The sequence below is a fragment of the Mycobacterium sp. Panama NTM2 genome (assembly GCF_054355555.1).
The window spans coordinates 1,797,996-1,815,627 of the sequence record NZ_CM135953.1 but is presented as its reverse complement, the minus strand read 5'-3'; the positions used below and the strand labels follow the sequence as shown (position 1 = coordinate 1,815,627).

Sequence of the window (17,632 nt, the reverse complement as noted above, 5' to 3'; positions counted from 1 at the left end):
GATGAGAATCCTTCTGGTGTCGTGGGAGTACCCGCCGGTCGTCATCGGTGGCCTGGGCCGTCACGTCCACCACCTGGCGACCGAACTCGTCGCCGCCGGCCACGACGTCGTCGTACTCAGCCGCAGGCCCACCGGCACCGATCCGGCCACCCATCCGACCACCGACGAGGTCAGCGACGGCGTGCGCGTGATCGCCGCCGCCGAGGATCCCCACGAATTCGCCTTCGCCACCGACATGATGGCGTGGACCCTGGCGATGGGCCATGCGATGGTGCGCGCCGGCCTCACCCTCGGCGACTGGCGACCCGACGTCGTCCACGGTCACGACTGGTTGGTCGCCCATCCCGCCGTCGCGCTGGCCCAGCACTTCGACGTGCCGTTGGTGTCCACGATCCACGCCACCGAGGCGGGCCGACACTCGGGCTGGGTCAGCGGTGCGGTCAGCCGGCAGGTGCATGCACTGGAATCCTGGCTGGTGGGTGAATCCGACTCGCTCATCACGTGTTCGGAGTCGATGCGTGAGGAGATCACCGCGCTGTTCGGTCCCGGCCTGTGCGAGATCACCGTGATTCGCAACGGAATCGACACCGCCGGTTGGCCTTTCGCCGCCCGCCGGCCACGTACCGGCGCCGCCGAGTTGCTCTACTTCGGCCGGCTCGAATACGAGAAGGGCGTACACGACGCGATAGCCGCCCTGCCCCGCATCCGGCGCACCCATCCTGGCACCACGCTGACCATCGCCGGGGACGGCACCCAGCTGGTGTTCCTGACCGAGCAGGCCCGCAGACACCGCGTGCTCAAGGCCGTCGACTTCGTCGGCCTCGTCGACCACGAACAACTCCTGGCGCTGCTTCACCGCGCCGACATCGCGCTGCTGCCGTCGCGCTACGAGCCGTTCGGCATCGTCGCGTTGGAGGCTGCCGCGGCCGGTGCGCCCCTGGTGGTCTCCACGGCGGGCGGGCTCGGGGAGGCGGTCGGCCACGGCACCACGGGCCAGACGTTCCCGCCGGGCGACGTCGCCGCGCTGGCGGCCGCCGTGCGCACAGTCCTCGACGATCCCGACGCCGCTCAGCGCCATGCGACCGCCGCGCGTGAGCGACTCACCTCCGACTTCGCGTGGGCGACCGTCGCCGCCGAGACCGCACAGGTGTATCTCGGCGCCAAACGCGGCGAACGCCGTCCGCAACCGCGCCGACCGGTCGCCGAACTGGCGCTGCCCGAGCGACACCTGGAGGGCTAGCGGGCGGCCTTCTTCCGTTCGATGTCCGCCAGCGCAGCCGCCAGCTCAGCACGCTGGGCAGCGGACGTCTCCCAGGACGTCTTGCGGTTCTTGACCACCTTGGCCGGCGCTCCCACCGCGATCGAGAAATCCGGGATGTCGCCGCGGACCACCGCATGCGAGCCGAGCACGCACCCGCGCCCGATCGTGGTGTTGCGCAGCACGCTGACCTTGACCCCGACCCACGTGTCCGGGCCGATGCGCACCGGACCCTTGATGATGCCCTGGTCCTTGATCGGCAACTCGATGCTGTCCATCCGGTGGTCGAAATCGCAGATGTAGCACCAATCGGCCATCAGCACCGAATCCCCGAGCTCGATGTCGAGGTAGGTGTTGATCACGTTGTCGCGTCCGAGCACCACCTTGTCACCGATCCGCAGCGAACCCTCATGGCAGCGGATGGTGTTCTTGTCACCGATGTGCACCCACCGGCCGATCTCCATCTGCGACAACTCGGGGGTGGCCTGGATCTCGACGTCCTTGCCGAGGAACACCATTCCGCGGGTGATGATGTGTGGGTTGGCGAGCTTGAACTTCAGCAGACGCCAGTACCGGACCAGATACCACGGCGTGTATGCGCGGTTGGCGAGCACCCATTTGAGCGACGCCACGGTGAGGAAGTTCGCCTGGCGAGGATCCCGCAGCCGCGATCCACGCCAGCGCTTGTGCAGCGGCGCGCCCCACATCGTCGTCATGGCCGGAAAGCCTACGCGAGGAGAGGACCCCGAAGCGGTTACCCTCACGGGGGCTCTCGGTCCACCGCAACCAGGCCCACCGGCGATCATGTCCACCGGCGATCATGTCCACCGGCGACCAGAAGGGAACCCGTGCTCCGGCGAATCATCGTGCTGGCCAGCGCCGTGCTCGTCGCCGCAGCGGCGGCAGGTTGCGGAAACACCGATTCCTGGGTCGACGCAAGCGCCGCGTCCGGCTGGGCCGCGCAGTACGCCGACGCCGCCAACCGGAGTTCAGTCGCTCGCGCGGGTGCCGACACGCTGCGGCTGGAATGGGTGCGATCGGTCAAGGGCGAGCTCGCCGCGCAAGCCGCACTCGGCTCGGGCGACTACCTCGCCGTGAACGCGCAGACCGCCGGCGGCTGTTCGCTGATGGTCTGGGAGACCGACAACCGGGCGCGCCAGCGGTGGTGCACCCGCCTCTGGCAGGGCGGCGGCCTGTCCAGTCCTCTTTTCGACGGCTTCGACAACCTCTACGTCGGTCAGCCCGGCGCGGTGCTGTCGTTCCCGCCGACACAGTGGATCCGCTGGCGCCAACCCGTGATCGGCATGCCGACCACGATGCGCTTCCTCGATCCGGGCCGGCTGCTCGTGATCACCCACCTCGGTCAGGTGCTGGTGTTCGACGCGCACCGGGGCACGGTCGCGGGTAGCTCACTGGACCTGGTGGCCGGCCTGGATCCCCGCGACTCCGAACGTGGCCTGCAGGACTGCCGGCTCGGCGGACCGGAGTGTCCCGTCGCGGCCGCACCGGCCTATTCCGAGTCCTCCGGGTCCTCCGGCACCATCGTGCTGACCCTGTGGCAACCCGGCGCCGAGGCGCCCGAACTGGTGGGGCTGCGCTACCGGCCCGGTCAGACGCCGCTGATCACCCGGGAATGGACCAGCGACGCCGTCGGCGGCGGTCCGCTGGGCAGCCCGGTGTTCTCACCGGACGGCAACACCGTCTACATCAACGGCCGCGACGAGCGGCTGTGGGCGATCAACGGCGAAGACGGTTCGGTGAAATGGTCGCAGCCGCTGGACTACCTCGCGCAGACCCCACCCTCGGTGACGCCCGAGGGGTTGATCCTGGCCGGCGGAGGGCCGGGTGCGAGATTGACCGCCATCCGCGACACCGGCGACGGGCCGGAGCAGCTGTGGCGTCGTGACGACACCGCTCCGTTGACCACCAGCAGCGTCGCCGGCGTGGGATACACGGTCACCCCGGACGCGGACGGGATGGCGCTCATCGTGTTCGATCTCGGCGACGGCCACACGCTGCACTCCTACCGCCTGCCGGGCGCCACGGGGTGGCCCGTCGGGGTGTCAGTGGGCCACGACCGCCGGGTCGTGACCGCGACCAGCGACGGCCGGGTCTACGGTTTCGCGCCGGCGTGACACCGGTATTCCTTTAAGAGTTCTTACAGCGACTTCACAGCGCGGTAACCGGCGCTGGCCCAGAATGGGGCCTGACGACATCACGATCAGGGGAGGCGCGCGGCATGTCGGAGTTCCTGAGCACCGTCAACGGATACGTCTGGAGCAACGCTCTCGTCTATCTCTGCCTGGCTGCCGGCGTGTACTTCTCGATCCGATCCCGCTTCGTCCAGGTCCGTCAGGTACCGGAGATGGTGCGGTTGATGCTCAAGGGCGAGAAGTCGCCGTCGGGAGTGTCGAGTTTCCAGGCGCTGACCATCTCCCTGGCCGGACGCGTGGGCACCGGCAACATCGCCGGCGTCGCCACCGCCATCGCGTTCGGCGGGCCAGGGGCGATGTTCTGGATGTGGTTGGTCGCCTTCCTCGGCGCGTCGACGTCCTACGTGGAATGCACTCTCGGCCAGATCTATAAGGATCGCGACAAGATCAGCGGCGAGTATCGCGGCGGACCGGCCTACTACTTCAGCCGCGCTTTCGCCCACACCGCCGCGGCGCCGGCCATGAAGGTCTACGGCTACGTCTTCGCTGCGGTCACGATCCTGGCGATGGGCCTTCTCCTGCCCAGTGTGCAGTCCAATTCGATGGCCTCGGCGATGAACTCGGCGTGGGGGTTCTCGAAGTGGTGGGTCGCCGTCGGAACGGTGATCGTGCTGGCGTTCGTCATCATCGGCGGGGTGAAGCGAATCGCCACGTTCGCCTCCATCGTGGTGCCGTTCATGGCTGTCGTCTACATCGTGTTGGCGCTGATCATCGTGCTGCTCAACGCCGGTGAGATCCCCGGTGTGCTGAACCTGATCTTCTCCAGCGCCTTCGGCATCGACTCGGCATTCGGGGCCATTCTGGGCGCGGCGGTGATGTGGGGCGTCAAGCGCGGCATCTACTCCAACGAGGCCGGCCAGGGCACCGGGCCGCACGCGGCTGCGGCCGCCGAGGTGTCCCATCCGGCCAAGCAGGGCCTCGTGCAGGCCTTCGCCGTCTACATCGACACGCTGTTCATCTGCTCGGCGACCGGGTTCTTGATCCTGTCCACCGGGGCCTACCGGGTGTTCGAAGGGGAAAGCGCCGACGGTGCGGTGCTACGCGAGGGCGGCACGGTGCTGGCGGCCGACGCGGAGGTGGGGCCCGCTTTCGCTCAAGCCGGTTTCGACACCCTGTGGGGCGGGGCGGGCGCCAGCTTCATCGCGATCTCGCTGGCGTTCTTCTGCATCACCACGATCATCGCCTACTACTACATGGCCGAGACCAATCTGCGCTTCGTGCTCGGCAGGTTCGCCCCGAGGGAGGTGCCCTTCATCCGCGGCACCGTCGGCACCAACACGACGATGCTGCTACAGGCGCTGATCCTCGTGTCGGTCACGATCGGTGCGATCTCCACCGCGTCGGATGCCTGGGTGCTCGGCGACATCGGAGTCGGGCTGATGGCATGGCTGAACATCGTCGGCATCATCGTGTTGCAGCAGCCGGCCTACAAGGCGCTGTGGGACTACGAGAAACAGAAGAAGCAAGGCCTCGATCCGGTGTTCGACCCGGTGAGCCTCGGAATCAGCGGCGCCACGTTCTGGGAGAACTACGATCCCGTCGAGGCTCGCGGCGAGCGAACGGATGCGACCTTCTAGGAGCCTGCTGAATTAGGGGTGTTTGGGGCGGGGTGCCTCACTGCGCGCTCGGCGCTTGGTTTGAGTCAGACCCGGAGGTCGACATTTCGAGGGTCACCCCGCCGCTTCGAGCGTGACACCGCAGGTTGTAGCTGGCAAGACCTGATCGGATCAGGCGATAGCCCAGGTCGTGCCAGTGTGGGTCAGGCCGAGAGCGAGCAGGCGGCGCAGATTCAGTGCCGCGCTGCGGTGGTGCAGCCAGTGATCGTTCTTGGCGACGCCGCGATAGCGGACTTTGCGGTTGTGACGGGTTACCCAGGCGATGGAGCGTTCGACCATAGGGCGGTGTCGACGATATTCGGCTTGCCACTCGGGCTGCCGCGCCTGGGTGCGGGCGTGGCGCTGAAGAGGTTCATATGCACTCAGGGTGAGTTTGCGTCCCGCGGTCGCGGTAGTGCATCGTGACGCCAAAGGACAAGAGCGGCAATGCTTTTTGAAGCCTACGCCGCCGCTGGGCGGTATCGGCAGGGTGTGACCGGCCGGGCAGGTCACTGTGCGGTGATCAAAGTCGACGGTGAAGTCATCGGTGGTGAAGCCACCAGGCACCGGGGTGCGCAACGGAATCGGTTTGATCACCGCGACGTGTCCAGCCGCGGCCAAGGCGGTCCGCGTGGCACCGCTGCTGTACGCGGTGTCGCCGAGTACTCGCACCGGGATGGGTTCATTGTGGAGCAGTGCGGGCCCGACGACGGCTTCGTGGTTATCGGAGCCACTGGCCTTGGTCAACGCGCAGTCGGTGATGATCCCGGTGTCGGGTTCGATCGCGATGTGGGCTTTGAAGCCGTCCTGGCGGCGGTGCACCGTCTTGTGGGCGTGGCGGGCGTCGGGATCGACGGTGGAGATCACCCGATCGGGGGCGACGTTCTGCGCGATGCGCCACCGCCCGTCGGTGCCGTCAGACCCCTCGACCGGTTCGACGTCCTGACCGGCGATCAACGCCAACAACGCGACCGCCTCGGCAGCGCGGGGGCCCAACTCCTGATCGGGCAGATGCCCCAGCAGTCGGTGCGCGTCACCAACAAGGGCATCGACCAGCAGGTCGCGAGCAGCCCTGTCGTTCCACGCAATCGACGGTTTCCCGGGATCGTCATAATCATGACCGGTGCATTGCGACTCGACGACCGCTGCGGCGCCGGGTACGTCGCGGCGGACCCGTCGGATCGCGGCGATCAACTGGGTCACGGTGTCCTGGGTGGCGACCGCGTCATCGAGCACCGTGGAATCCAGGGCCCGGCGCGTCTTCTTGGCCAGCACCCCGGTCTCGGCGACGACGGCCTTGACCGCCTCGAAGATCCGGTTCGGTGACTGCGAGGCCGCCAGACGGCGCCGCCAATAGGTCAACGTGGTGGAGTGAAACGCCGGTGCGGTGATCGGCAGCCCGCAGGCGGCTTTCCACCGCAGATCAAAGGTCACCGCGTCCACCGTCTCGTTATCGGACAGACCATGCAATGCCTGCAACGTGATCACGCTGGCCATCACCTCAGCCGGCACGCTGGGGCGGCCCCGACGCGAGGGAAACAGATCGGCGAACATCGCCTCGGGAAACAACTCGCCACGATGAGCCGCCAGAAACGCGAACACACTGTCGGACTTCAACAAATGACCGGCGACCGACTCCGCATCCAACAACTCACGCTGATCATCCGCACGACCCTGCACCCACCAATTGTCCCCGCTAACCCGACCAACACCGGCCCACCACGCAGGACTTATTCAGCAGGCTCCTAGGCGTCGAGCAGGCTCAGCTCATCATCGTGGCGACCGCCGAGCGCGGCACCGTCGCCTGCAGCGCGCCCCCGGCACCGGCCATGATCTCGCCCTGGCCGAAGAAGAAGATGATCGAGTCGTCGGTCAGGGCGAACTCCGAATACTTGGCCGGATCGAGCCCGTCGGATGCGCTGATCGGAGAATCGACGCCCAGTTGACGGGAGATCTCCGACTGCACGATCGGGAAGATCACGTCCAGGGGCCGGGTGCCGGGCTTGAACAGCGACTCGAAGGTGAGCGGCGCCTTCTCGGCGACGTCCCAGTTGAACGATTTGTACCAGGTCTGCGGGTGAGCGCCGCCGACGTTCTCGTACACCTCGAACACGACGCTGCGGGTGCCGCCGTCATCGGGACCGCTCCGATACGCGGTGCCCTTGGCGTCGAGAACGTACGGCAGGTTCCACGAGCCGGGCATCTCGGCGACGTTGACGAATCCGTCCCTGGTCTGTGTCAGGTAGCCGATGAGAGCCTGCTGATCGGGATAGTCGGCCGGGAACGTGAAGTCGAGGGTGTAGGTGGGGTTGTTCACCTGCACGGTGCACACCTGCTGCGCATTGATCGTGCCGCCCAGGTCGGCGCACGCCGGCTCCGCAGCGGCGGCCGGGGTCGCGGCCGCGCCGGCGAGCACAGCGGCGGCCAGCAGGGCGGCGGCGGTAACGCGCATCGTCAACAGAATCCTCATCGTCGGCGCCGCGGTCGCGTCGGCGCATCGGTATACAACTGGTGCGATCACCGCCAGGGTACGTGAGCGGTCATCGTGACGGACGACATATGAATGCCGTTGCCCGGCTTGCCGGCCCGGAACCGAGGCGGGTGATCACGACCGACGCGTGGTGCGCCCCGCGCAGGCGCAGCCGCCTGCGCAGCGCGTCGGGATCGACGTCGACGCCGCGCACCAGGATCTCGACCACCCCCACTGCGCGCGCCGAAAGGTGCTGGCGCAGGTGACGTTCATTGAAGGCGAGCTGCTCGAGCACCTCGAATCCGCGTACCCCGTCGGGCAGCCGGTCACCGGAGAGGTACGCGATGTCGGGGTCGATCTGCCAGAGCCCGTGCCGCGCCGCGTAGTGACGCACGAGGCCGGCGCGCACGACTGCCCCGTCCGGGTCGACGAGCCAGCGACCGGCCGGCGCGACCCCGCAGTCGTCGGGGTCGGTGTCGACGATCTGCTCGCCCGTGTCGAGGATGGTCGCGCGCCGGCGCACCCCGGCGTCGGTCAGACCGGACGACCACAGGCAGGCCTCCCGCACACTGCCGGCGAGCGAGGTGATCTCGATCTCGCCGGTGAAACCCATCTGCGCGACCGCCACGAAATCGATTCCGGGAGCGCACTTCACCGCGTAGTCGCGGCCTGCCAGTGCCGCGAGCAGATCGTCCAGCGGCGGCTGGTAGGCGCGAGGGTCGAAGCGGCGCGCTGATCCGCTACGCCGCGCCGGATCGGCGAGTACCACTGCATCGCTGGACACGGCATGCAGCACATCGGCGAGACAGAGCGCGACATCGGGACCGGCGTTGTGCCGCGCCATCGCCAGCCGCACCGGATCCAGATCGCTCCCGATCACGAACGCGGCCGAATTCGCAAGGGCCACCAACTCGGAACCGATCGAGCAGGTGGCGTCGTGCACCACCGTGCCGGCGAGGCGCTGTGCCCGGTGCGCAGCGACTGCGCCCGCGGTGGCCTGCTGTAGCGCCTCATCGGTGAACAACCACTTCTCGGCGCCGTCGAACTTGGCCGCCGCCTTGCGCCGCAGCCGCACCGTCTCCACCAGGACCGCGGCCTGCTCACCGAATTGTGTTCGCGCCCTTGCCACGTCGGCGACGAGCGTGGCGGCGCTCAGGTCGAGCCGGTCGACCTCGGCGAGCGCCTGCCGGCCGGTCTCGGTGCGCAGGAAGCGCACATCGTCGAGGCCGAACGCTACGACGACGCGCCGCCCGGCTTGACCCCCGTCACCATCACGTTGTAGAACCAGCCCTTCGGCACGACGCGCCGCCAGAGGTTGGAGTCCACCCACGACAGCGTCGTCCAGCTGTTGAACGCGAATTTCGCCCAGCCCCAACCGAGGCGACCGGGCGGGACGGCCGCCTCGAAGGTCCGGACGGGCCACCCGAGCATCGCGGCGGTGAATTCCTCACTGGCCGTGCGCACGTCGACGGCACCGGCGTTGACCGCCATCCGCTCGAGGTCGCCCGGGTCGAACGTGTGCAGATCGACGACGGCCTCCAGAGCCGCGGCCCGTGACGATTCGTCGAGCTCGGCCTGCGGGCGACGCCAGTCGGACAGCATCGGGAGCTTCGTGACGTTGGTGGCGATCCGCCACGTCAGCGTCGACAGTTCGCGGGCGTAGCGGTTGCCCACCGTGGTCGGCTCGCCGGCGAACACGAAGCGGCCGCCCGGCTTGAGCACCCGCACGACCTCCCGCAGGGACAGCTCGACGTCGGGGATGTGGTGCAGCACGGCATGTCCGACGACGAGGTCGAACGTGTCGTCCGGATACGGAATCCCCTCGGCGTCGGCGACCCGTCCGTCGATGTCGAGCCCGAGGGACCGGCCGTTGCGGGTGGCCACCTTCACCATGCCCGGGGACAAGTCGGTCACCGAACCGCGCCGGGCGACCCCGGCCTGGATCAGGTTGAGCAGGAAGAACCCGGTGCCGCAGCCCAGCTCGAGTGCGCGGTCATACGGCAGCTGCCGCTGCACGTCGTCGGGCACCGCGGCGTCGAAGCGGCCGCGCGCGTAGTCGACGCAGCGCTGGTCGTAGGAGATCGACCACTTCTCGTCGTAGGTCTCGGCCTCCCAGTCGTGGTAGAGGACCTGGGCCAGTTTCGAGTCGTGCATCGCGGCTTCGACCTGCTCTTTGGTCGCGCGCGGTTGCGGAGCGGGGTCGGCGACACCAGAGGTCGGCGCCGCGGGAGCGCCGGTTTCCTTCGTTTCCGTCATGCCGGGCAGCCTAACGCTCCGCGCACGCGGTCGGTCACGGCCGGTCGAAGGCGGCCTTGGCCGCAGCCAGCACGTCAGGGGCGTAGTCGAGGAAGCGGCGCGCCCGGGTCATGGCCGCGTCGTACACGCCGTCCGGCGCCACCAGTTCGTCGACCAGGCCCATCTCGAGCGCTTCCCGCGCGTCGAGGAAGCGCCCCGTCATCACCAGGTCCTTGGCCTTGCTGGGACCGACTGCGGCCGCCAGGCGAGCCGCACCGTCGCCGGCCGGGACCATCCCGGCCAGGATCTCCGTCGCCCCGAACTTCGCGTTGTCGCCGCTGATCCGCCAATCGGCGGCCAACGCGAGGCTCAGGCCCGCCCCCAGGGCATAACCGGTGACGGCGGCGATCGTCGGGCGCGGGACCGCAGCGAGCGCCTCGACCGCGATCTGGCACAGCCGGGCGGCCGACGCGGCCTCCGGTGTGTTCAGGGTCTGTAGCTCGGACATGTCCTCGCCGGCGGAGAAGATCTCGTGGCCGCCGAACACGATGATCGCCGCGAGGTCGGAGCGCTCCCCCAGCTCCACAGCGGCCTCGGCGATCTCCCGGTAGACCTGGCGGGTCAGTGCGTTGGTCGGCGGACGCGACAGCAGCAGCGTCGCGAGGCGGGGCTCGTCTGCATCGGTGTGGACGCTGATGAACTCCCTCACGGCTGCGGCGTGGCGTCGCTGTGGCCCTGCGGGGCGCGCCGATTGCGTGCGGCGTTGTAGCGGTCGCTGTTGAAGAACTCGATCTCCCAGTTGCCGCCCGGCTTCGCTGTCAGTGACGGCTCCACCGCGGTGATCTGCCGCTCGACGGCCAACACCTCGGCCACGGTTCGGCCGGCCAGCGCGTCGAGCTGTGTCCACGTCGGCGGGAGCAGGAAGCTGCGGCCGTCGGCGAAGTCGTCGAGCGCGGCCTGCGGAGTCACCCAGTCTGCTGTGTCGGTCTCGGTGTTGTCCCCGTCGGCACGCTGCCCCTCAGGAAGCGCGCCGACGAAGAAGTACGTGTCGTAGCGGCGGGTGCGCTCTTCCTTCGGCGTCACCCAGTTGGCCCACGGCCGGAGCAGATCCGAACGCAGGACGAGCTTCTCGTCGCGGAGGAACTCGCCGAACGACAACTGCTTGCTCTCCAGCGCGGCCCGCTGTTCGCGGTAGACCGAGGCGTCGTCGACGAGCAGGTCGGGATCGCCGGCCGAGCCCGCGAACAACACCCCGGACTCCTCGAACGTCTCCCGCGCGGCCGCGCACACCAGGGCTTCGGCGAGCTCGGTGTCGACGCCGAACCGCTGCGCCCACCAGCTCGGCTCGGGTCCGTGCCACGCGATGTCGGCGTTGCGGTCGCGATCGTCGACTCCACCGCCGGGGAACACCATCACCCCGGCGACGAACTCCATCGCCGCGTGGCGACGCATCAGGAAGACTTCGATTCCCTGTGCGATCCCCTGGCCCCTATCGCGCACCAGCATCACGGTCGCCGCGGGCCGCGGCACCAGCGGATCGTCGGACCGGGACTGCGAACTCATGAACGCCTCCTGTGGGCGGCTCGGCTGCGCGTGCGGCGCGCGAAATAGCGCCCGTCGATCAGATCCAGCGCGATCGACTGGCCGAACGCGGCTGACAGGTTCTCAGCGGTCAGCACATCGGTCAGCAGGCCGGCGGCGACCACCGCGCCCTCGGACAGGATCAGGCAGTGCGAGAAGCCGGGTGGGATCTCCTCGACGTGGTGGGTGACCAGCACCATCGCGGGCGCGTCCGGGTCCAGTGCGAGATCGCTCAATCGAGCCACCAGCTCCTCGCGGCCGCCGAGGTCCAGCCCGGCGGCGGGCTCGTCGAGCAGCAGCAGCTCGGGGTCGGTCATCAACGCGCGCGCGATCAGCACCCGTTTGCGCTCGCCTTCCGACAGCGTGCCGTAGGTGCGGTCGGACAGATGCTCTCCCCCGACGCTTTCGAGCATGTCGAGAGCCTGGGCGTAGTCGACGTCGTCGTAGCGCTCCCGCCAGCGGCCGAGCACCGCGTAGCCCGCCGACACCACGAGGTCCCGCACGATCTCGTCGTCGGGGACCCGCTGGGCGAGCGAGGCGCTACTCAGCCCGATCCGGGCGCGCAGCTCCGACATGTCCACCCGCCCGAGCCGCTCGCCCAGGATGTGGGCGGTGCCCGACGACGGGTGTTCCATCGCGGCGGCGATGCGCAGCAATGACGTCTTTCCCGCTCCGTTCGGGCCGACGATCACCCAGCGTTCGTCGAGCTCCACCGACCAGGTGACGGGCCCGACGAGCAGTCGGCCGTTGCGCCGCAACGTGACCTCTGCGAAGTCGATGAGCAGGTCTTGATCGGCTGCTGGTTCTTCATCTTCGGGGTCGGCTGGCACCCGCCCATCGTAGTCAGCCCGCCGGGCCGGACCTGAGCCCAGCCGCTGACGGCCAGGAGCCGCTGCGGGACGAGACGCACGAAGAGCTGCACCAGAGGCCCGATCCCGAACGCGTAGGCCACTGTCCCGACGCCCACGGTGCCGCCGAGAAGCCAGCCGAGCGTCAACACGGTGACCTCGATCGTGGTGCGGACCAGACGCACCGAACGTCCGGTGGCGACGACGAGTCCGGTCATCAACCCGTCCCGCGGGCCGGGCCCGAGGCCGGCGCCGATGTAGAAGACCGTGCTCATCGCGTTGAGCACCACTGCCGCGACCATCAGCGCCGCGCGCGCCGGAAGTGACTGCGGCGTCGCGATCAGCGACAGTGCGACGTCGACGGTCACGGCGATGACGACCACGTTGGCGACGGTGCCGATGCCGGGCCGGTTGCGCAGCGGTATCCACGCCAGCAGCACGGCCACCCCGACCACCGCCGAGGCGGTACCGATCGTCATCCCGGTCCGCAGCGCCAGCCCCTGGTGGAACACGTCCCAGGGGTCCAGGCCGAGGCCGGCGCGCACCATCATCGCCATCGACGTGCCGTATCCGGTGAGCCCGGCGAGCAGCACGGCACCCCGCACCGCTCCCCGGCCGATCGCGGTCACGCGTGATCGGGGAAGTGCATGCGGATCGCATCCAGTTCGGTGCGCAGCCGGCGGGCGTCGGCATCACGCTCGTCGAGCGCGCCGCCGATCGACGGTGAGTAGTACAGATCAGCCAGCCGGAGGGCCAGTCGAGAAATCCAGGGAGCCATGACGCCATCATCTGACCCGACTGGCTTGCCTATCAATAGCCAGTTGGGCAATACTGGCCTCAATGACTGCGTCGATGACTGCCAGATCGCTCAATGTGGACCTCTTGTGCCGTGAACTGGGTAACTGGCGCACATCCAGTCGCACCGGGCCGGCCTACCACGGCCTGGCCGACGCCATCCGGCTACTGATCGTGGACGGCCGCATCCCGATCGGGGCGCGGCTGCCCAGCGAGCGCGCGCTGGCCGAAGCCCTGCGCGTCTCCCGGACCACGGTGACCGCGGCCTACACCCAGCTGCGCGAGGACGGCTACCTCAACGCACGGCAGGGCGCGCGCAGCACGACCGCACTGCCGGTGACTCCGGCACCGCCCTCGCTGACCATCCCGACCGCCAACCTCGCCGCCGCGACACTCGCCGCTCCCGCCGCCGTCGTCTCGCAGGCGTACTCCGAAGCGACCCAACTGGTCACGCCCTACCTGGGCGACATCGGCATCGAACTGCGCGGCGTGCCGCCCCTGCGCGAAGCCATCGCCGAGAGGTACTGCGCCAGAGGGCTTCTGACCGAACCGGACGAGATCATGGTGACCACCGGTGCCCTGCACGCCATCGGGCTCATCCTGGCCACCTACACCCAGCCCGACGATCGCGTGCTCGTCGAACAGCCGACCTACCACGGTGGCCTTGCGGCGATGGCGACCCGCGGCGTGCGGCCGGTGCCGGTCGCGATGACATCCACCGGCTGGGAGCTCGACGCGGTGGACGCGGCGATCCGGCAACTGGTGCCGAGCCTGGCCTACCTGATCCCCGACAACCACAACCCGACCGGGCTGACGCTGCCACCTGCGGGCCGGCGTCGCCTCGCGCAGATCATCGCCGACACCCGCACTCGCACGATCATCGACGAGACCATCACCGACATGTGGCTCGACGAGCAGGTCCCGGCCCCGTTTGCCGCGTCGCTGACGGCCGGCCGCGATCTGGTGCTGACCGTCGGGTCCATGTCGAAGTCGTTCTGGGGAGGCCTGCGCATCGGCTGGATCCGTGCGGAGCGCACCACGTTGGCGACGGTCGCCGCGCTGCGGCCGGCAGTCGACATGGGCACTCCGGTGTTCGAACAGCTGGCTGCGGCAAGGCTTTTGGCTGCAGAGGACGATGTGCTGCCGGAGCGACGGGAGATCCTGCGGGCGCGGCGCACGCTGCTGCTCGAGCTGCTGGCCGAGCATCTGCCCGATTGGCGGCCGGCGCCCGGGACGGGGGGAATGTCGGTGTGGGTGCGGCTGCCCGCACCGATGAGTTCGGCACTCTCGGCGGCGGCGTCGCGAATGGGACTGGAGATTCCGCCCGGGCCTCGCTTCGGTGTCGACGGCACGCTCGAGCGGTTCATCCGGGTGCCCTACACGTTGCCCGACGACCAGCTCGTTGAGTCGATCACGCTGCTGGCGCGGGCCTGGCGCACGGTGACGGGCTCGGCGCCGGTCGAACCGGCCGCCGTCATCGTGTGAGCTCCCCGGTCGGGTGGCTCAGTCCGGGATCTCGACCCGACGAACCACCCCGTCGAGGGCATCCGCAGCCTCGATTTCGCCGCGGGTGATGCCGAGGATGAACAGCACCGTGTCCAGGTAAGGATGGCTCAGCGAGGCGTCGGCCACTTCGCGCAATGCCGGCTTGGCGTTGAACGCCACCCCGAGACCGGCGGCGGTCAGCATGTCTATGTCGTTGGCGCCGTCCCCGACCGCCACCGTCTGCTCCATCGGCACCCCGAACGCAGCGGCGAAGTCCCGTAACGCTTTTGCCTTCCCCGGCCGGTCGACCACCGTGCCGGTGACGCGCCCGGTCAGCACGCCGTCGACGATCTCGAGGTGGTTGGCTGCGACGAAATCGAGCATCAGGTCCTCGGCGAGCGGTTCGATGACCTGCCGGAAACCGCCGGAGACGACGCCGCAGTGGTAGCCGAGCCGGCGCAGGGTGCGCAGCGTGGTGCGGGCTCCCGGGGTGAGCTCGATCTGGTCGGCGACCTCGTCGACCACGCCCGCGGGCAGTCCGGCCAGCGTCGCGACCCGCTCGCGCAGCGACTCCTCGAAGTCCAGTTCGCCACGCATCGCGGCCTCGGTGATCTCGGCGACCTTCGCCTCGACACCGGCGCGCGCAGCCAGCATCTCGATCACCTCGCCCTGGATCAACGTCGAGTCCACGTCGAAGACGATCAGCCGCTTGGCCCGCCGGGAGAGGCTGGAATCCTCGACGGCGATGTCGACGCTCTCGTCGACGGCAACCCGGGCCAGCACCGCCTGCAGTTCGGCGTAGCGACCGGCGGGCACGGACACACGCAACTCCAGGCCGGTCACCGGGTAGTCGGAGACGCCGCGAATGAAGTCGATGTTCACGCCGAGTGCGGCGGCCTCCCGGGCCACCACGCCGAACGCCTGGGCGGTGATCGGTCGGCCGAGCACCACGATCGTGTGCGTGGAGGGCTCCCGCAGCACGGGCAGACCATCACTGCTCTCGATCGTGACCTCGAGCCCGACCTCGTGAATCGCTGCCCTGACTTCGTCGCGCAGCTGCGCTGTGGCAGCCACCTCGGCGGTGGCGGCGACCAGAACGCCCAGTGTCAGCCGGCCGCGGATGACGACCTGTTCGACGTTGAGGAGCTCGACCCGGTGCCGCGACAGCACCTCGAACAGGGCCGACGTCACACCCGGCTGGTCGCGTCCGGTCACCGTGATCAACAGCGACGCACGATTGCGCGACGCAGCTACGCTACCGATGCGCGTTCACCCCCGAGTGCCACTCGCCTCTGCGTGCGCTCAGGTGCGGACTTCGGCATCGTCGAGCCGCGTCACGTCGCCGTCCTCCGGACCGTGCGCACGCCCGACGTGGGCTTCACGCCGCATGCGCTCCACCATGTGCGGGTAGTGCAGCTCGAACGCGGGCCGCTCGGAGCGGATGCGGGGCAGCTCGGTGAAGTTGTGCCGCGGCGGCGGGCAGCTGGTGGCCCACTCCAAGGAGTTGCCGTAGCCCCACGGGTCGTCGACCATCACCGGCTCGCCGTAGCGCCAGCTCTTGAAGATGTTCCACAGGAACGGCAGCGTCGACAGGCCCAGGATGAACGCACCGATGGTCGAGACGATGTTCAGTGTGGTGAACCCGTCGCTGGGCAGGTAGTCGGCGTACCGGCGCGGCATGCCCTCGTCGCCCAGCCAGTGCTGCACCAGGAACGTGGTGTGGAAGCCGATGAATGTCAGCCAGAAGTGCACCTTGCCCAGCCGCTCGTCGAGCAGACGGCCGGTCATCTTCGGGAACCAGAAGTAGATGCCGGCGTAGGTCGCGAACACGATGGTGCCGAACAGCACGTAGTGGAAGTGCGCGATCACGAAGTAGCTGTCGGTGACGTGGAAGTCCAGCGGCGGGCTGGCCAGCAGCACACCCGACAGTCCGCCCAGCAGGAACGTGACGATGAATCCGACCGAGAACAGCATCGGTGTCTCGAAGGTCAACTGCCCCTTCCACATCGTGCCGATCCAGTTGAAGAACTTGATGCCCGTGGGCACGGCGATCAGGAACGTCATGAACGAGAAGAACGGCAGCAGCACCGCGCCGGTCGCGTACATGTGGTGCGCCCAGACGGCCACCGACAACGCCGCGATCCCCAGAGTGGCGTAGATCAGCGTGGTGTAGCCGAAGATCGGCTTGCGCGAGAACACCGGGAAGATCTCGCTGACGATGCCGAAGAACGGCAGCGCGATGATGTACACCTCGGGGTGACCGAAGAACCAGAACAGGTGTTGCCACAGCAGGACGCCGCCGTTGGCGGGGTCGTAGACGTGGGCGCCGAGATGGCGGTCGGCCGCGAGACCGAAGAGTGCCGCGGTCAGCAGCGGGAAGGCCAGCAGCACCAGGATCGACGTCACCAGGATGTTCCAGGTGAAGATCGGCATCCGGAACATCGTCATACCCGGTGCGCGCATGCACACCACGGTGGTGATCATGTTGACGGCACCGAGGATGGTGCCCAGACCGCCGACGGCCAGGCCCATGATCCACAGGTCGCCGCCCGCGCCGGGCGAGTGGATCGAGTCGGTCAGCGGCGAATACGCCGTCCAGCCGAAGTCCGCGGCGCCGCCCGGGGTGATGAACCCGGCGATCGCGATCATGGCGCCGAAGAGGAACAGCCAGAACGAGAACGCGTTCAGACGCGGGAACGCGACGTCAGGGGCGCCGATCTGCAGCGGCAGCACCAGGTTGGCGAAGCCGAACACGATGGGGGTCGCGTAGAACAGGAGCATCACCGTGCCGTGCATGGTGAACAGCTGGTTGTACTGCTCGTTGGACAGGAACTGCAGACCCGGCACCGCGAGCTCGGTGCGGATGAACAGCGCCATCAACCCACCGATGAGGAAGAACGCGAAGCACGCGACGCAGTACATGATGCCGATCAGCTTGTGATCGGTGGTCGTGACCAGCTTGTAGATCAGGTTGCCTTTGGGCCCGATACGCGACGGGAAAGGACGCCGTGCCTCGAGTTCTCCGATTGGGGGCGCTTCGGCTACCAATTGGTCCTCCAACCTTCCTGACGCACCGGGACGGCACAGGCTTGCCGACACGCTTTCCCGGTGAAGTTCGACCGCAATCCTAACCCCCGAACCCGACAGAAGTC

The 17,632-nt window shown here is 68.4% G+C and carries 16 protein-coding genes; 4 read left to right on the top strand and 12 right to left on the bottom strand.

Features of this window, described 5'->3' with window-relative positions:
- The first annotated feature begins 1 nt into the window (after position 1).
- Positions 2–1,240 carry a glycosyltransferase family 4 protein gene (locus ACXYX3_RS08590; RefSeq protein ID WP_458611402.1) on the top strand — a complete coding sequence of 413 codons (1,239 nt, stop codon included), beginning with the start codon at positions 2–4 and terminating at the stop codon, positions 1,238–1,240.
- On the opposite strand, the gene ACXYX3_RS08585 is transcribed toward ACXYX3_RS08590, so the two are convergent.
- The gene (locus ACXYX3_RS08585) at positions 1,237–1,974 is read right to left on the bottom strand and encodes an acyltransferase (protein WP_241204024.1); all 738 of its coding nucleotides are present in this window, start codon (positions 1,972–1,974) and stop codon (positions 1,237–1,239) included. The genes ACXYX3_RS08590 and ACXYX3_RS08585 overlap by 4 nt on opposite strands.
- Positions 1,975–2,106: 132 nt before the next feature.
- On the opposite strand from ACXYX3_RS08585, the gene ACXYX3_RS08580 reads away from it, so the two are divergent.
- Together ACXYX3_RS08580 and ACXYX3_RS08575 are read left to right on the top strand one after the other, a co-directional pair.
- Positions 2,107–3,393: an outer membrane protein assembly factor BamB family protein gene (locus ACXYX3_RS08580; RefSeq protein ID WP_458611401.1), complete on the top strand. Its 1,287-nt coding sequence runs from the start codon at positions 2,107–2,109 to the stop codon at positions 3,391–3,393.
- Between the two features lie 104 nt (positions 3,394–3,497).
- Positions 3,498–5,048 (top strand): alanine/glycine:cation symporter family protein, encoded by a 1,551-nt coding sequence (locus ACXYX3_RS08575; RefSeq protein WP_458611400.1) that lies wholly within the window; start codon positions 3,498–3,500, stop codon positions 5,046–5,048.
- Positions 5,049–5,198: 150 nt separating this feature from the next.
- Here the strand turns inward: ACXYX3_RS08575 and ACXYX3_RS08570 are convergent, their stop codons facing one another.
- From ACXYX3_RS08570 to ACXYX3_RS08530, 9 genes are all read right to left on the bottom strand, one after another.
- Positions 5,199–6,746, bottom strand: coding sequence for an IS1182 family transposase (locus tag ACXYX3_RS08570; protein ID WP_458611282.1), 1,548 nt, complete (start codon positions 6,744–6,746; stop codon positions 5,199–5,201).
- Between the two features lie 82 nt (positions 6,747–6,828).
- The gene (locus tag ACXYX3_RS08565) at positions 6,829–7,518 is read right to left on the bottom strand and encodes an esterase (protein WP_458611399.1); all 690 of its coding nucleotides are present in this window, start codon (positions 7,516–7,518) and stop codon (positions 6,829–6,831) included.
- Positions 7,519–7,606: 88 nt separating this feature from the next.
- A complete protein-coding gene (locus ACXYX3_RS08560) occupies positions 7,607–8,824 on the bottom strand; it encodes a THUMP-like domain-containing protein (RefSeq protein ID WP_458612015.1) in 1,218 nt (405 codons plus the stop codon).
- The gene (locus ACXYX3_RS08555; protein WP_458611398.1) at positions 8,770–9,792 is read right to left on the bottom strand and encodes a class I SAM-dependent methyltransferase; all 1,023 of its coding nucleotides are present in this window, start codon (positions 9,790–9,792) and stop codon (positions 8,770–8,772) included. Before ACXYX3_RS08555 ends, ACXYX3_RS08560 begins: the two co-directional genes overlap by 55 nt.
- A gap of 34 nt (positions 9,793–9,826) precedes the next feature.
- A complete protein-coding gene (locus ACXYX3_RS08550; protein ID WP_458611397.1) occupies positions 9,827–10,480 on the bottom strand; it encodes an enoyl-CoA hydratase in 654 nt (217 codons plus the stop codon).
- Positions 10,477–11,334, bottom strand: coding sequence for an NUDIX hydrolase (locus ACXYX3_RS08545; protein ID WP_458611396.1), 858 nt, complete (start codon positions 11,332–11,334; stop codon positions 10,477–10,479). Before ACXYX3_RS08545 ends, ACXYX3_RS08550 begins: the two co-directional genes overlap by 4 nt.
- Positions 11,331–12,137 (bottom strand): ABC transporter ATP-binding protein, encoded by an 807-nt coding sequence (locus tag ACXYX3_RS08540; protein WP_458612014.1) that lies wholly within the window; start codon positions 12,135–12,137, stop codon positions 11,331–11,333. Before ACXYX3_RS08540 ends, ACXYX3_RS08545 begins: the two co-directional genes overlap by 4 nt.
- Positions 12,041–12,820 (bottom strand): membrane protein YczE, encoded by a 780-nt coding sequence (gene yczE, locus ACXYX3_RS08535; RefSeq protein WP_458612013.1) that lies wholly within the window; start codon positions 12,818–12,820, stop codon positions 12,041–12,043. Before yczE ends, ACXYX3_RS08540 begins: the two co-directional genes overlap by 97 nt.
- Positions 12,821–12,825: 5 nt before the next feature.
- Entirely contained in the window at positions 12,826–12,978 is a 153-nt protein-coding gene (locus ACXYX3_RS08530; RefSeq protein ID WP_458611395.1) for a hypothetical protein, read from the bottom strand.
- Between the two features lie 62 nt (positions 12,979–13,040).
- Here ACXYX3_RS08530 and yczR point away from each other — a divergent pair, with 62 nt between their 5' ends.
- The gene (gene yczR, locus ACXYX3_RS08525) at positions 13,041–14,480 is read left to right on the top strand and encodes a MocR-like transcription factor YczR (RefSeq protein WP_458611393.1); all 1,440 of its coding nucleotides are present in this window, start codon (positions 13,041–13,043) and stop codon (positions 14,478–14,480) included.
- An 18-nt stretch (positions 14,481–14,498) separates the two neighbouring features.
- On the opposite strand, the gene serB is transcribed toward yczR, so the two are convergent.
- The gene (gene serB / locus ACXYX3_RS08520; RefSeq protein WP_458612012.1) at positions 14,499–15,743 is read right to left on the bottom strand and encodes a phosphoserine phosphatase SerB; all 1,245 of its coding nucleotides are present in this window, start codon (positions 15,741–15,743) and stop codon (positions 14,499–14,501) included.
- A gap of 39 nt (positions 15,744–15,782) precedes the next feature.
- Entirely contained in the window at positions 15,783–17,528 is a 1,746-nt protein-coding gene (gene ctaD / locus ACXYX3_RS08515) for an aa3-type cytochrome oxidase subunit I (RefSeq protein WP_221355228.1), read from the bottom strand.
- Positions 17,529–17,632 lie beyond the last annotated feature (104 nt).

Bases quoted from the DNA above. Each gene is read 5' to 3' on its own strand.
- ACXYX3_RS08590 (WP_458611402.1), top strand. From the start codon at position 2: ATGAGAATCCTTCTGGTGTCGTGGGAGTACCCGCCGGTCGTCATCGGT.
- ACXYX3_RS08585 (WP_241204024.1), bottom strand. From the start codon at position 1,974: ATGACGACGATGTGGGGCGCGCCGCTGCACAAGCGCTGGCGTGGATCG.
- ACXYX3_RS08575 (WP_458611400.1), top strand. From the start codon at position 3,498: ATGTCGGAGTTCCTGAGCACCGTCAACGGATACGTCTGGAGCAACGCT.
- ACXYX3_RS08565 (WP_458611399.1), bottom strand. From the start codon at position 7,518: ATGCGCGTTACCGCCGCCGCCCTGCTGGCCGCCGCTGTGCTCGCCGGC.
- ACXYX3_RS08555 (WP_458611398.1), bottom strand. From the start codon at position 9,792: ATGACGGAAACGAAGGAAACCGGCGCTCCCGCGGCGCCGACCTCTGGT.
- ACXYX3_RS08545 (WP_458611396.1), bottom strand. From the start codon at position 11,334: ATGAGTTCGCAGTCCCGGTCCGACGATCCGCTGGTGCCGCGGCCCGCG.
- ACXYX3_RS08530 (WP_458611395.1), bottom strand. From the start codon at position 12,978: ATGGCTCCCTGGATTTCTCGACTGGCCCTCCGGCTGGCTGATCTGTAC.
- yczR (WP_458611393.1), top strand. From the start codon at position 13,041: ATGACTGCGTCGATGACTGCCAGATCGCTCAATGTGGACCTCTTGTGC.